This is a genomic window from Hyphomicrobium sp. 1Nfss2.1, from assembly GCF_965243865.1.
Lineage (GTDB): Bacteria > Pseudomonadota > Alphaproteobacteria > Rhizobiales > Hyphomicrobiaceae > Hyphomicrobium_A.
Map to the genome: position 1 here is coordinate 1,289,860 of NZ_OZ251603.1, position 13,323 is coordinate 1,303,182.

The 13,323-nt window shown below is 62.6% G+C and carries 14 protein-coding genes; 5 read left to right on the plus strand and 9 right to left on the minus strand.

Going from position 1 to position 13,323, the window contains the following annotated elements:
* Positions 1 to 49: 49 nt before the first annotated feature.
* Positions 50 to 757 carry an outer membrane protein gene (locus tag ACP15D_RS06420; RefSeq protein ID WP_424956716.1) on the plus strand — a complete coding sequence of 236 codons (708 nt, stop codon included), beginning with the start codon at positions 50 to 52 and terminating at the stop codon, positions 755 to 757.
* An 80-nt stretch (positions 758 to 837) separates the two neighbouring features.
* Here the strand turns inward: ACP15D_RS06420 and ACP15D_RS06425 are convergent, their stop codons facing one another.
* The gene (locus ACP15D_RS06425; protein ID WP_424956717.1) at positions 838 to 1,557 is read right to left on the minus strand and encodes a DJ-1/PfpI family protein; all 720 of its coding nucleotides are present in this window, start codon (positions 1,555 to 1,557) and stop codon (positions 838 to 840) included.
* A gap of 445 nt (positions 1,558 to 2,002) precedes the next feature.
* On the opposite strand from ACP15D_RS06425, the gene ACP15D_RS06430 reads away from it, so the two are divergent.
* Both ACP15D_RS06430 and ACP15D_RS06435 read left to right on the plus strand, forming a co-directional pair.
* The gene (locus ACP15D_RS06430) at positions 2,003 to 3,673 is read left to right on the plus strand and encodes a L,D-transpeptidase family protein (protein ID WP_424956718.1); all 1,671 of its coding nucleotides are present in this window, start codon (positions 2,003 to 2,005) and stop codon (positions 3,671 to 3,673) included.
* A 202-nt stretch (positions 3,674 to 3,875) separates the two neighbouring features.
* Complete coding sequence (locus ACP15D_RS06435; RefSeq protein WP_424956719.1) at positions 3,876 to 4,373, plus strand: cyclic nucleotide-binding domain-containing protein; 498 nt, start codon at positions 3,876 to 3,878, stop codon at positions 4,371 to 4,373.
* Here ACP15D_RS06435 and ACP15D_RS06440 read toward each other — a convergent pair.
* Together ACP15D_RS06440 and ACP15D_RS06445 are read right to left on the minus strand one after the other, a co-directional pair.
* Positions 4,333 to 5,139: a metallophosphoesterase family protein gene (locus ACP15D_RS06440; RefSeq protein ID WP_424956720.1), complete on the minus strand. Its 807-nt coding sequence runs from the start codon at positions 5,137 to 5,139 to the stop codon at positions 4,333 to 4,335. The genes ACP15D_RS06435 and ACP15D_RS06440 overlap by 41 nt on opposite strands.
* Before the next feature lie 32 nt (positions 5,140 to 5,171).
* Entirely contained in the window at positions 5,172 to 6,563 is a 1,392-nt protein-coding gene (locus tag ACP15D_RS06445) for a fatty acid desaturase family protein (protein ID WP_424956721.1), read from the minus strand.
* Positions 6,564 to 6,819: 256 nt separating this feature from the next.
* Here ACP15D_RS06445 and ACP15D_RS06450 point away from each other — a divergent pair, with 256 nt between their 5' ends.
* Positions 6,820 to 7,497 carry an aquaporin gene (locus ACP15D_RS06450; protein ID WP_424956722.1) on the plus strand — a complete coding sequence of 226 codons (678 nt, stop codon included), beginning with the start codon at positions 6,820 to 6,822 and terminating at the stop codon, positions 7,495 to 7,497.
* Between the two features lie 261 nt (positions 7,498 to 7,758).
* The gene (locus tag ACP15D_RS06455; protein ID WP_424956723.1) at positions 7,759 to 9,438 is read left to right on the plus strand and encodes a DEAD/DEAH box helicase; all 1,680 of its coding nucleotides are present in this window, start codon (positions 7,759 to 7,761) and stop codon (positions 9,436 to 9,438) included.
* A gap of 88 nt (positions 9,439 to 9,526) precedes the next feature.
* On the opposite strand, the gene ACP15D_RS06460 is transcribed toward ACP15D_RS06455, so the two are convergent.
* From ACP15D_RS06460 to ACP15D_RS06485, 6 genes are all read right to left on the minus strand, one after another.
* The gene (locus ACP15D_RS06460; RefSeq protein ID WP_424956724.1) at positions 9,527 to 10,108 is read right to left on the minus strand and encodes a cytochrome b; all 582 of its coding nucleotides are present in this window, start codon (positions 10,106 to 10,108) and stop codon (positions 9,527 to 9,529) included.
* A 78-nt stretch (positions 10,109 to 10,186) separates the two neighbouring features.
* Positions 10,187 to 10,753, minus strand: a complete 567-nt coding sequence (locus tag ACP15D_RS06465) for a DUF924 family protein (RefSeq protein WP_424956725.1) — start codon at positions 10,751 to 10,753, stop codon at positions 10,187 to 10,189.
* Positions 10,750 to 11,121, minus strand: coding sequence for a TfoX/Sxy family protein (locus ACP15D_RS06470; protein WP_424956726.1), 372 nt, complete (start codon positions 11,119 to 11,121; stop codon positions 10,750 to 10,752). Before ACP15D_RS06470 ends, ACP15D_RS06465 begins: the two co-directional genes overlap by 4 nt.
* A 16-nt stretch (positions 11,122 to 11,137) precedes the next feature.
* Positions 11,138 to 11,521: a HesB/IscA family protein gene (locus tag ACP15D_RS06475; RefSeq protein WP_424956727.1), complete on the minus strand. Its 384-nt coding sequence runs from the start codon at positions 11,519 to 11,521 to the stop codon at positions 11,138 to 11,140.
* Between the two features lie 76 nt (positions 11,522 to 11,597).
* Positions 11,598 to 11,924: an SUF system Fe-S cluster assembly protein gene (locus tag ACP15D_RS06480; protein ID WP_424959179.1), complete on the minus strand. Its 327-nt coding sequence runs from the start codon at positions 11,922 to 11,924 to the stop codon at positions 11,598 to 11,600.
* 115 nt (positions 11,925 to 12,039) lie between these two features.
* Entirely contained in the window at positions 12,040 to 13,308 is a 1,269-nt protein-coding gene (locus ACP15D_RS06485; RefSeq protein WP_424959180.1) for a cysteine desulfurase, read from the minus strand.
* Positions 13,309 to 13,323 lie beyond the last annotated feature (15 nt).

Below are 13,323 nucleotides of genomic sequence, written 5' to 3' on the forward strand. Positions count from 1 at the left end.
AAAACCAACAGCTATTGGTTTGCATGTAGCGTATTAGTGGGGTTGCGTTATGCGTTTGCGTCTTGCGTTGGCGGCAGGATTTGCCGCTTGCTTCGTTGCCGGTGCGAATGCTGGCGACAATTACAACTGGAGCGGCCTCTACGTTGGCGCTCACGGTGGCTATAGTGATTGGTCCCTATCCCGTCCCGATGATTCCAGTTCACCCACGCAGGGTGTTGACGGCGGCTTCGGCGGCGCCCAAATCGGATTTGACCATCAGATCCCAGGCAGCCGTATCGTCCTAGGCGCACTCGCCGACGTCTCATTCGGGGATCTAGACAACAATCCCATTACGGACGGTGGCACGATCCTCGTCCACAGCGGCGTGGACAGATTCGGCACCATCCGTGGCCGTCTCGGATACTCCTTCGGCCACATCCTTGCCTATGGCACCGGCGGTGCCGCTTGGGTCAAGGGATCGACGACCGAAGAATGCCCCACAACGTCGAATCCCTTCAGCCATTGTGGTAAGGCCGGCCTATACACTGAGACCGACGACTTTACCCGTTGGGGCTGGGCGTACGGTGGCGGCCTTGAGGCCAAGCTCACTGATAACCTGAGCTTGTTCGCCGAATACGTTCGGCTTGATTTTGGAACTGAGACGCATGTTCTCGGCCCCAAATCGAACCCGCGTGAAGTGGACATCACCTCCGATACGGTTCGGGTTGGCTTCAACTACCGGTTTGGTGGTCGCGATGAGCCGGTGCCGCTCAAGTAGTCACTCCAACGCGACCCTGCATTGCTGGACCGGGGATGGGCGATGGGGCCTGTCTCCGGTTTGCTTTTTGAGGTGACGCATCAGGGCGACAGGCCGAGCCGTTGCGCGATCCGGCGCGCGGTCGCTTCGCGACGCTCGGTGATCCCACGAAACACCGCCCGTGCTCCTTCCACGATGTGCGGCGGCGCGCTCTCCGGCGTGCCGCTGTCGGACGGCGGATCGGGCGCGTATTGCATGGCGAGCTGGATGGCCTTGGCGCTGTCCTCTCCGCACGCCAAAGCCGCCAACCTCAGCGCGCCGTCGATCCCCGCGGTGACGCCCGCGGTGCTCACGAGCGCCCCATCCACCACCACGCGTGCCGGGACCGCAGTAGCACCAAACAGCGGTAATAGATGGTGCGCAGCCCAATGCGTCGTGGCGCGCTTGCCCTTCAGCAACCCCGCCGCGCCGCAGATCAACGCCCCGGTGCAGACCGAAAGCACATAGCGCGCGCCCGCCGCCTGCCGCGCAACCCAATCGAGCACCTCGGCGTCATCCATCAGAGCTTCCTGGCCGAAGCCGCCAGGAATATGCAGCACGTCGAGTTGCGGCGCCTCGGAAAGAACGGAGTCGGCAACGATCCGCAACCCCTTAACGTCACGGACGGGACCAGCGGACTTCGCATAGATGCGGCACGTCGCACCCGGCAAGCGCGAAAGCACCTCGAACGGCCCTGTGAGGTCCAGCTGATCCATCTCATCGAAGGCGATAGTGCCAACCCGCAGCGGCTCCGTGCCGCCAACCTGCTCTGACGCCGTCATTCGCTGGCACTCCCCTCAGTCGGAACGGATAGGCGCCATTCCGGCGCCCACGCTCCATCCTCGTTCTCGTTCGAGACTAGCGAGTCCCATCGTCGACCCTGACACAGCACCATCAGAACCGGTCGGCGTCTTCACATAACGCCCGCCATCCGCCCGCATACCTTGCAGGATCACCGAAAACACAACGCCGATTACAACCACTGGGCGCGCGAACGGCCAATCCCACGAAATCGCCCTATACCCACCCGCAAAAAGCCGCATCGACAGATACCACTGGGGCGGCTGGTGAATTGAACCGCTCGTACATAGATGTAAATTGTATAGGCAGCCGCGCGAGCCTGGGCCGCCAAACCGCATCGCCCGGCCAATGGATCCATCTGCGCTAATCGGAGTTTAGGATTTCTCCAGTTAGATCAGTGGTTAGGCCTTCCTAAGGGTTATCGATATGACACTCCTTCCGGCGTTGTCCCGCCGTCGCTCACTCATTTCGCTCGCAGCCGTCGCGATCGCCATGGCCGGCGTCGCTGGACCAGCTTCGGCGCGCAGCAATCGCGCAGACGACCAGGATGACACCCGCCAGGAAGCGACCAGACGCCAGCCAGGGCAACCCATGCTCGCGGTCGTCTCACTCGGCGACCAGCGCGTCACGATCTACGACAAGGACGGCGCCATCATGCATGGCCCGATCTCGAGCGGCGCCACGCCCAACGACACCCCGCCGGGCATCTACGCCATCCTGCAGAAGAACCGCGAGCACTATTCCAACCGTTATGACGACGCGGCGATGCCCTTCATGCAGCGCATCACCTGGACCGGCATCGCCCTCCACGCAGGTGCACTGCCGGGCTATCCCGCTTCGCATGGCTGCGTTCGTTTGCGCCACGAATTCGCCAATCAGCTTTTCGACATGACCAAGCTCGGCATGCGCGTCGTCGTCTCACGCAACAACATGGTGCCGGTGCCGATTTCACACCCGAACCTGTTCAAGCCCAAACCCTTCAGCACCAACGTCGCCGTGCTGACCCCGGCCGCAATCACAATTCCGCAGCCTGCCGCGGATGGCAAAGATACCCGCTATGGCGGTGGTCCCAACGATCCACCCTACCTCCAGGCCCGCACCACGGCCCTGCAGGCGGCCTTTAATGAGAAGAACGCAGAAGCGCAGGAACTGGGCAAGAAGGCCGACGCTGCGAAGGCTCTCGCCAAGCAGAAGCAGCGCGAAAGCGCCAAGGCCGCGCGCGACCTGAAGAACGCAGAGACTGCCTATAAGCGCGCGACCGCGTGGCTCCAGGACGCCGACCGCACGCTCTCGCGTGCCAAGTCTGAAAAAGCCATCAAGCGCGCCGAAGCCCAGAAGGCGAAGGCGGAGGCGAAGGTCGCCGACACCAAGGCCAAACTCGAGAAGACGCAGGCCGATACCAAACCAGCGCTCGAAGCTGCCCAGCAAGCCGCGGACGCAGCCAAGGTCGCCGAAGACGAGAAGAACGTCGCCGCCGAAGCCGCGCGCGATGCCGAGCGCAAGCTGTCACCGGTCTCGGTCTTCATCAGCCGCCAGACCGGCAAGATCTACATCCGCCAGGCCTTCGAGCAGATCTACGAAGGCGACGTCTTCATCCGCGACCCTGACGAGCCGATCGGCACCTACACGTACACCGCACTCGACTACAAGCCGGGCGGCCGTGAGATGCAGTGGAACGTCGTCTCGATCGCTGGCCGCCAGCCGGGCGAGCCCGAGAAGAGCAGCGGCATGAACCAGCTTCGTCGCAACGAGGCCGCACCCGAGATCCCCACCGACGTCGTCGGCGCAACCGCAGCGCTCGACCGCATCGAGATCCCGCAAGAGACCAGAGAGCGCATCTCCGAGCTCGTGCTCCCCGGTTCATCGCTGATCATCTCCGATGAAGCCGCACACAAGGAGACCGGCAAGCACACCGACTTCATCGTGCTTCTCAGCGGCGAGCCGCAGGGCGGCATCATCCTGCGTCCCAAGCCCAAGCAGGAGTACTACGATGATTACTGGGGTGGCTGGGGCTACAATAATGACCCTGGCTACGGCTACGACCGTCGCCGCAGGAAGCGCGGTCCCTTCGGCGGTCCGGGCTTCGCCTTCTGGTAATCCGAATCCAAAAAACTGCATGAAGAGGCCGCGGGCATTGTCTGCGGCCTCTTTGCTTTTGGACACCTCTTCCGCCAGTCATCCTGCAGCGGGCTCGCCTGCCCACCACCGCATGCAACGCGCACACGCGACGCAGATGCCAGACGAACTCAATCTGTCCCGGTGCTAAACTTGGCCCGAGTCCATCTGAGGTGATCGCACGATGACGACGTTTCCCGCCAACCTCGCGCAAGCGTGCGCGGGCCTTGCAGCCGAAACCATCCCCGCCGGATCGAAAATCGTCACAGCTGGCGAACCCGGCGGTCCGCTGCACATCTTGATCGAGGGCTCAGTGGAGGTCCTGCGCGACGATACCCAGGTCGCGACAGTCGACGAGCCGGGCGCTGTGTTCGGCGAGATGGCACTTCTGCTCGGCGCCCCGCACGCAACGACGGTGATCGCGAAAGAGGATTGCCGTTGCTACGTCATAGCCGACGGCGCAGCATTCCTGCGCTCCAACCCCGATTTGATGTTCCACGTTTGCCGCACACTGGCTCTGCGCGTGCATTTGCTTTCAGGCTATCTCGCCGATCTCAAGACCCAGTTCGCCCACCACGACAGCCACCTCGGCATGGTCCACGAAGTGCTCTGCAAGCTTTGCGAGCACCCCCACCGCGAGGTTACGCTGGGTTCTGACCGCCAGCCTGGTCCATTGCCGTAAGCCACGCCGGCGCCGCGGTCAGGTTAGGCACGGGAAATGTCAGCGGCTTGTCGAGCGCCGCCGTCTGTGGTCCCATTAACGAGAACCACAGCGCCGAGCTTTCCTCGACATCCAGCATGACGTGCGTCGGCACTTCGCCGATCTGCCGCCCCGCGTTGAAAACGAACGTGCGCCCACGCGTGTCGATCCACGAGCCATCCGGCCGGAACGGAGCATTGTGCACGTGCCCGCAGAACACGAGATCAGGTTGGTATTCATCGATCCAGCGCGCCAGTTCCGCGTCGCCGAACTCGCGCATCTCGTGACTGATGCGTGAGCCGATCGGCGGCGCGTGATAGACCCAGATCCAGCGCTTCTTCTCCGCCTTTGCATCGCGCGCGAGCTGTGCTCCGATGCGGTCTTTGGTCAGCGGCCCGTCCCACCACGGGCAGATGCTGAATAAGATCCCATCGACGGACACCGCGTCGCCATCGGCTGGAATGCCGCTGGCACGCACGCCCTTGGCGATCCACTGCGCGACGCGCTCTCCATGCTCATCGCGCGCATCAAGATCGTGGTTGCCCGAGCAGACCATAAGGCGCGTCTTCGCCGCCAGCCGCGCGAGATACTTCTCGACCACCGCAATCTGCACGCGAGGATCGACGGTCGAAAAAGCATCGAGAAGGTCGCCGGCAAGGATAACGAGATCGAAGCCGGGCCCGATCTGCATTAGCCAGTCATATTGTTTCAGCGTGTAGTGGATGTCGGCCGTAATGAGTATCTTCACCGCGGCCGCCCCCCGTCCGCTCGCCCGCGCCATTAGTTCTTGCGCAGCGATGCCTCCACCTCGCGCGCAATACCCGCAGCATCGGCGATATCGGCATATTCGATCGCGGCGTTGTCGACGTAGACGGCTTCCTCCGTCTTGGGCGCGTACTTCTCGCCCAGCACACCCATCGCCGTTGGATGGCCCTGCGCATTCTCTGCGTCGCCGAAATACCCTTCGACGATCAGTCCCTTGCTGCGATACTCGGGCTCCTCGAGCAGCAATTCATGCAACCGCTTCAGCTTGTAGTGAGGCACCGACGCCATGATGTGGTGCGGCAGGTGATAGTCCATGCCGAACGGGAAAACCGCATACCGCATGATCGGTCCGACGAGGAACACACGCGTGTTCGTGTAGCGGCCGCGGTCGGCATTGCCGTGCTGCACCCACTGCCGCAGGATCATGAACAGCGGGAACGTCGTGAACAGCGCCAGCACCCACAGCAGCCCGAAGTACATCCACGCGTCGCCCCAACCGGCAAGCTGCACGGCCGACAGCGCCCCGTAGAGCAGCGCCAGATAGGTCACGCGATGAATGCCGATCATGCGCAGCGGAATGACTGGGGCGAGACGCGTGCGCGGATAGGCGTCGTCCGGCAGCATCCAAAGGATGCCGACCACCACTGCCCACATCAGCGGCAGAATGATCGCCACCGCGAGCGAATACCCCATCACGCTCAGCGGCACGATCACCAGCGGCGCCCCGACGGCGAACAGGATGCCGGCTCGCAGCGGGCGCACCGAACCAGGACGCTCGGGATCCGCATAAGGGTTGCTCGATCCGCCACCGAGCGATGAATACTTCGCCCGGACGATCGTGTAGCGGAACAGGTTCGGCAGCCACAGCTGCTTCAGCAGTGACCACAGCATCTCGACATGGGTGATCGGGAAATCCAGCCAGTGATCGCTGTCGTGCAGCTGGCTGATATCCGGATCGCGCAGCGGGTCGTTGACGAACTGGTGATGCGCCAGATGGTGCAGCCGGTAGTGATAGGTGGTCGTGAAGATCGGGAATGCCCCAAGCCAATCGGAAGCGAGCTCGTTCAGCTTGCGATTAGCGAACAGCACATAGTGCGTACCTTCGTGGATCGCGCCGCCGAACTGGTGCTGAGAGGCGCCGATGGCAAAGATCGCCGCAATCGTCGAGGGAATCGTCCACCACCACGAGATCTCTCCCGCGCGAGCCGATTCGATCACCCAAACCGCACCCGCGACTGACGCAGCGATCACCAGATAGATTCGCGCCAAGTGCCACCAGTTGGTGACATTGTCGCGCGCCTTCAGCGCTTTGATGTCTTCACTCGACTGCCGGCTCGGCCGCGCTAAATCGGGTTCGCCGTCAAGCCTACGTGCTGAAACACTTGCTGTCGCTCCATGAGCAGTCATGCGTGCGCTTCCAGGTCTTGAGTTTTCCGCGGCGCCGAATCCGTCCAACTTATTCTGGCAATCGATGAATCGCCCAGCCATTGCAAGTTGATTGCTCGGGCGACGTTGCAGCAGGGTTACGGCGGCACGTCGAATATCGGCCTTTTCGGGGACTGGAGCCGGGATCGCCGCATAAGTAAACCGATCTTTACGACGTCCGTCCTGCCCCTGCGGATACTTCCTTGCCAATCGACAGTGCCAACATCAGGGGGATCTCATGCGGATCAAGGCTCTAGCCGCCGAATTCATTGGGACTTACATGCTCGTGACATCGATTGTCGCGGCAGCGCTCTTCTCGTTCCCAATCGCAGGCATTGTCGGCGTTGGCGTATCGGTCGGCTTTGCCGTCATGGCCATGATCTTTGCCGTTGGCTACATCTCCGGAGGCCACTTCAACCCCGCGGTGACATTGGGCCTCGTGGCGGGCGGGCGCTTTGAGGCGAGTGAAGCGCCAGGCTACATCATCGCCCAGTGTCTCGGAGCCATCGCCGCCACCATTGTTCTTTTCGTGATCGCCTCCGGTAAGGTCGGCGGATTCGAGGTCGGCAACTTCGCCTCCAACATGTACGGCGGCGAGGCCGGCTACTCGATGCTATCGGCGTTCGTGGTCGAGGTGGTGCTCACTGGCCTCTTCGTTCTCGTGATCATGGGCGCAACATCCAAGCGCGCACCCGCCGGCTATGCCGCCATCGCTATCGGCTTCACACTCGGCGCCATCCACATCATGTCGATCCCGATCGACAACACGTCCGTGAATCCTGCACGCAGCCTCGCCACCGCTCTCATCGCAATGGGCGAGCCAATGGCCCAGCTCTGGCTCTTCTGGGTGGCACCGATCCTCGGCGGCGTAATCGGCGGCCTGTTCGGACGCTGGCTGATCGATGATCAGGACTAACTACTGGTAGTATTTACCTGAGGAAAAACCGCGGCTGGACGCCACATCTCGCGGTTTTTCTTGCCTTTTTGCAGAACATGTGTCAGCACACAAACGGCTCGAGCGCAGGGGACGCTATTTATTTAGATCCTTTCCGAGCCGTTTGCGCATTTCGCTTAGCCCCTTTAGGCAATCCAATCACCCCTGCGCTCCGTCATACCCGCTGCCGCCTTCGATGGCGTTGGCGCGGGCTCGCATGAACGCAGACGGAGACGATTACTTTTGGAAAATAAGACCTTCGCGGAGCTTGGGCTAAGCTCCAAGGTGCAGGCGGCCATTGCTGCTGCCGGCTACACGGCGCCCACACCGATCCAGGCGGCCGCTATACCGATCGCCGTGACCGGCCAGGACGTTCTCGGCATCGCCCAAACAGGCACCGGCAAGACGGCATCGTTCGTTCTGCCGATGATCACCCGCCTCGAAACGGGCCGCGCCAGAGCCCGAATGCCCCGCTCTCTCATCCTGGCCCCCACGCGTGAACTCGCCGCCCAGGTCGCCCAGAGCTTCGAAAAATACGGCGTCAATAACAAGCTCTCTCTGGCACTGCTGATCGGCGGTGTCTCGATGGACGATCAGGTCAAAAAGCTCGACCGCGGTGTCGACGTCCTGATCGCGACCCCCGGACGACTGCTCGACCACTTCCAGCGCGGCCGCGTCATGCTGATGGGTGTCGAGATCCTCGTGATCGACGAAGCCGACCGCATGCTGGACATGGGCTTCATCCCCGACATTGAGAAGATCTGCAAGCTTCTGCCGCCGCGCCGCCAGACGCTGTTCTTCTCGGCGACGATGCCGCCGGAAATCACCCGCCTCGTCAGCCAGTTCCTCACCAATCCAGAGCGCGTCGAGGTCGCCCCGCCGGCAACGACCGCCAAGACCATCACCCAGCGCTTCATCTACTGCCCCGATGCCGAGGACTGGGCCAAGCGCGAGACGCTGCGTGAGCTGATCCGCGAGACCAACGTCCGAAACGCAATCATCTTCTGCAATCGCAAGGTCGACGTGGCCATTCTCAACAAGTCGCTGATGAAGCACGGCTTCTCTGCCGGCGCGTTGCATGGCGACATGGACCAGAAGAGCCGCATGGAGACGCTCGACAAGTTCCGCGCGGGCGAGCTCAAGCTGCTGGCAGCAAGCGACGTTGCCGCTCGCGGTCTCGACATCCCTGACGTCAGCCACGTCTTCAACTTCGACCTGCCTTGGCAATCGGACGACTACGTGCACCGCATCGGCCGCACCGGTCGCGCCGGTAAGGAAGGCAATTCCACCTCGTTGGTCACCATCGACGATCTGAAGAACCTCAAAGACATCGAAAAGATGCTCGGCGAGCCGATGGTGTGGATCGGAGAGGGCCCGTCCGAGCAGGACTACGCTGAGTCCGGCAAGAAGAAGCGCCGCGGTCGCGGCGGTCGTGGCGGACGCGCCGGCAGCGGTCGCGGTGAACGCCAAGAAGCTTCCGGCCAGTCTCGCGGTGAAGGCTCTCGCGGTGAAGGCTCTCGCAGCGACGGCAAATCGCGCCAGGGTGACCGCCGCCGCGGTGGCCGCCCGAAGGGTGAGCAGCAGGGCGAGGTTCACGAGCGCCAGCCCGAGCAGCGCGCTGCCCAGCGCGAAGGAGCGGAGGCTCCGCGCGCGCCGCGTCGCGACGCCCAGCCCCGCCCCCAACGTCGTGCCGAGCCCCGTCATGCCGAGCCGCGTCATGCAGCGGCCGAAGCACCGGCGAATGCCCAGCGCAACACGCCGGCAGCGGAGCCCCGCGCTCAGCAGCAGCGTCAGCGGCCTGAACGTGCTCGCCAGCCGGAAGCGGCACAAGCACGTTCGCCCTCATCGTCAGGCTTCGCGGGCAACGTCCCAGCGTTTCTGCGCAACCCGGTGAAGCGCCCGGCGAAGGTCGCCAGCGAATAAGCGCCCACCCGAAAGACTTCGGACAAGAACAAAGCGGATGCGATTCAAATCGCATCCGCTTTTTTTGTTTGCGCCGCCGCTTGCCTGTTCAGGCCGCCGCCGACGGAGTTCCAGTGGAACGGTCACCAGCACCAACCATGCGCCGCAGCGTGTCGTCACGCATCACGTAGTGGTGCCACAGCGCGGCAAGCATGTGCACCCCCGCGAGCGCCATCAACGCGTAAGCGGCAAGCTCGTGAGCTTCCTCCAGGAAGTCCTCCGCTGCATGCGTCAACGGTAGCGGAGAAGGCATCGGCAGCACACCGAATGCCATCGGCACGATGGGCGTCTCCTGCACGCCAGCCAAGGCCCAGCCGAACAGCACTGCCGCCAGCGTGAGGGCATAGAGTCCCAGATGCACGAACCGCGCAGTCGACTGTTGCCACGGCGGTGTCCCGTGCGGCGCTGCAGGCGTCGAATTGAGCAGCGCCCAGGCGATGCGCACCACGAGGATGACAAGCAGCGTAATACCAAGCGATGCGTGAATTGCGTAATAGAACGGACGGTCGACGCGCGCCGGCACTTCTCCCATCCAAAGGCCGAGCCCGAACGTCGCGACAATCAAAGCCGCAACGACCCAATGCATGGTGATGGCAGGCCAGCCCCACGCACTTTGCGAATTCCTGATCATTTGATCCTCCAGCTGTCCCGCCCGTACTGTCTCGCACATGGCGGCTGACGGCAGCATGACGACCGGAGCTGATGCAGATCAGAACGAGCTGCCCGGCTGCTCCAGGAACGCGATCTCTTCCGGCGTAGACTCCCGCCCCAGGATCGCATTGCGATGCGGGAAACGGCCGAAGCGGGCAATCACATCGCGATGCGCTTCCGCGTACCGCGTGAACTCGTCGTCTTCGACCGTGCTGATGAGCTCCACCGACCGCAGTTGATCGGGCAGCGCCTCGCTGTGCTCGAACGGCAAATAGAGAAACACGCGGTGCTCAAGGGGGAAGATGCGCACGTCAACGCCCACTGCGATGGCGAGCCGAGCGATCCCCCGCGCCAGCTCGTCATACGCGAATGCGCGCGGCGTGCCGCGATAGACGTTGCGTGTGAACTGGTCGAGCACGATGACGCTGGCGAGTGCGTGCTGCGGTGTCGATATGGCCTCCTCGACCGGGCGCACGTTGATCTCATCGATCAGAGGCGCGAACCGCGTCTTGATCGCCTCGTCGATGGCATCGTCCTTCGCGAACCACGACTTGCGCCCCAGTTCGTCGAACCAGAACGTCAGGACATCGCGCACCCAGGCGGGATCTGTCGATGGCGCGGTCATGATGTCTTTCCCCTCTTCTTGCCCTTTCGCGGCGTCTTCGCTGACGCACGCTTTGCAACGTCTAATGCCTGCTGCGCCCACGCATGCATCTCGTCTGCGTCATCCAGCAGACGCTCCGGGGATCTCCAATAGGACAGATCAACCGCCCGGCCATTGCGCTGATACGAAAACGGCGCGAGCCCTTCGGCTTCGAAGTCACCTCGCGTCGTATCGTCGGCCTTGAGATACAGCACGTCGTCGATCACGATGCCGAACATCAGTCCGTCGGCGAACAAGCCTGCGCCGCCGAACATGCGCCGCACGCCGAGCGGCCCGATGTCCGTGAGCAATTCTCTCAAAAGCTCAATGAAGCCCTCGCTCGCGCCCATCGCAGACGCCGGCCGGTCATTCGGCCGAGGTGCCGGCTCCCTCGCCGGCAGGCACCAGATTGACACTCTCACCGCACCCGCACGCTGAGCGCTGGTTGGGATTGTTGAACACGAACTGGCTCGCCAGCTTGTCGGTCTTGTAGTCCATCTCGGTGCCGAGCAGATAGATGATGGCCGAAGGCTCGATCAGCAGCACCGCACCGTCCTGCTCAACCACCTCGTCGTGCGCGCCTTTTTCCTCGGCGACGGTCATCGTGTATTCCATGCCCGCGCAACCGCCCTTCTTCACGCCGATCTTGAGACCTAGCGCATTGGGATTGCCAGCCATCAGCGCATTGACGCGGCTGACGGCAGCCGGCGTCATCGTCATCACTTTCGGCATCATGCGCAGCGTGGGCATTTCGGTCCGTCCTGATTTGCGTCAGTCCAAGATATAGTCAGCCTTAGGCGTTTGCAAAACCCGCTGTGTTTTTGAATTAGAACATGTTGAGGGCGAGCCGCGCCTCATCCGACATCCGGCTCATGTCCCACGGCGGATCGAACGTCATGGTCACTGTCGTGACTTTGACGCCTGGAATGGCGTTCACTGCGTTTTCCACCCACTTCGGCATCTCGCCGGCCACCGGGCAGCCTGGAGCCGTCAGCGTCATCGCAATGGCAACGTTCCGGTCGTCGTCGACGTCCACGGAATAGATCAGCCCCAACTCGTAGATGTCCGCCGGAATCTCCGGATCGTAGACGGTCTTCAACGCCGCCACGATATCGCGCAGGAACGGATCCTCTGTATCGGGCGTCGGCAGCATCGCAGCAGGCGCTGCGCCAGCCTCTGCTTCACGTGCCTGTGTCGCCGCAGGCTTATCGAAGCTGGTAGCAGGAGCCGCTTCGCTCTCGATCGGTTTGCCATCCATGTCGATATCCCTACGCAAACAGCTCGTGCGCGCGCTTCAGCGCATCGACGAGCGCGTCTACTTCTTCCTTTGTGTTGTACATCGCAAACGAGGCCCGGCAGACCGCGTTCACACCCAGCCGCTCCATCAGTGGCTGCGCGCAGTGGTGCCCCGCGCGCACGGCAACGCCTGAGCGATCGATGATGGTCGCAATGTCGTGCGGGTGCAAACCGTCCATTGTGAACGAAACGATGCCCCCCTTGCCCGGCGCATGACCATAGGTCTTGAGCCATGGCAGCTCTGCCAGCTGCGCATGCGCATAGGTCCGCAGCTCGCCCTCGTGTCGGGCGATCTTGTCCCGGCCGACCTGCATCATGTAGTTGAGCGCCGCACCGAGCCCGATAGCCTCGACAATCGGCGGCGTACCCGCCTCGAACTTGTGGGGCGCGGTGCCATACGTGATCCGGTCGACCGCGACGTGCTCGATCATGCCGCCGCCGCCCTGATAAGGCCGCATAGCATTGAGCAGCGCAGCCTTCGCGTAAAGTACCCCGATCCCACTCGGCCCATAGGTTTTGTGACCGGTGAAGACATAGAAATCGGCGTCGAGATCGCGCACGTCCACCGCCAGATGCACCGCCGCCTGGCTCCCGTCGATCAGCACGGGAATACCGCGCGCGTGTGCCATCCGAATGATCTCCCGCACCGGCACCAGCGTGCCCGTCACGTTCGACATATGCGTGATGGCGACGAGCTTGGTGCGCGGTGTAAGAAGGCGCTCGAACTCATCCAGAATAAGCTCGCCGTTGTCGGCAATCGGCGCCCACTTCAGCACCGCCCCTTTGCGCTCGCGCAGGAAGTGCCAGGGCACGATGTTGGAATGATGCTCCATGATCGACAGGACGATCTCGTCGCCCTCGCCAATGTTGGCACCAAGCGACGACGCAACGAGGTTGATCGCCTCGGTCGCGTTCTTCGTGAAAATGATCTCATCGACGCTTCCCGCATTGAGGAACCGCCTCACGATCTCCCGCGCATCCTCGAAGTGTTGCGTCGCCGTGTTCGACAGGTAATGCAGCCCGCGATGCACGTTCGCGTATTCGAACCGCATCGTGTGATCCATCGCATCGATCACCGGGCGCGGCTTCTGTGCCGAGGCCGCGTTGTCGAGATAGACGAGCGGCTTGCCGTGAATCTCGCGAAACAGGATCGGAAAGTCGGCGCGGATGCTCGCGACGTCATAAGGGCGTTCGCCACCCTCAGCCGTCGCAGCCTTCACAGCGCCAACCTGCTTTTCCATTTCGCGAACTTCCGA

Excerpts from the sequence above, each read along its gene's own strand:
- ACP15D_RS06420 (WP_424956716.1), top strand. The coding sequence starts at position 50 with ATGCGTTTGCGTCTTGCGTTGGCGGCAGGATTTGCCGCTTGCTTCGTT.
- ACP15D_RS06425 (WP_424956717.1), bottom strand. The coding sequence starts at position 1,557 with ATGACGGCGTCAGAGCAGGTTGGCGGCACGGAGCCGCTGCGGGTTGGC.
- ACP15D_RS06430 (WP_424956718.1), top strand. The coding sequence starts at position 2,003 with ATGACACTCCTTCCGGCGTTGTCCCGCCGTCGCTCACTCATTTCGCTC.
- ACP15D_RS06435 (WP_424956719.1), top strand. The coding sequence starts at position 3,876 with ATGACGACGTTTCCCGCCAACCTCGCGCAAGCGTGCGCGGGCCTTGCA.
- ACP15D_RS06445 (WP_424956721.1), bottom strand. The coding sequence starts at position 6,563 with ATGACTGCTCATGGAGCGACAGCAAGTGTTTCAGCACGTAGGCTTGAC.
- ACP15D_RS06450 (WP_424956722.1), top strand. The coding sequence starts at position 6,820 with ATGCGGATCAAGGCTCTAGCCGCCGAATTCATTGGGACTTACATGCTC.
- ACP15D_RS06460 (WP_424956724.1), bottom strand. The coding sequence starts at position 10,108 with ATGATCAGGAATTCGCAAAGTGCGTGGGGCTGGCCTGCCATCACCATG.
- ACP15D_RS06465 (WP_424956725.1), bottom strand. The coding sequence starts at position 10,753 with ATGACCGCGCCATCGACAGATCCCGCCTGGGTGCGCGATGTCCTGACG.
- ACP15D_RS06470 (WP_424956726.1), bottom strand. The coding sequence starts at position 11,121 with ATGGGCGCGAGCGAGGGCTTCATTGAGCTTTTGAGAGAATTGCTCACG.
- ACP15D_RS06475 (WP_424956727.1), bottom strand. The coding sequence starts at position 11,521 with ATGCCCACGCTGCGCATGATGCCGAAAGTGATGACGATGACGCCGGCT.
- ACP15D_RS06480 (WP_424959179.1), bottom strand. The coding sequence starts at position 11,924 with ATGCTGCCGACGCCCGATACAGAGGATCCGTTCCTGCGCGATATCGTG.
- ACP15D_RS06485 (WP_424959180.1), bottom strand. The coding sequence starts at position 13,308 with ATGGAAAAGCAGGTTGGCGCTGTGAAGGCTGCGACGGCTGAGGGTGGC.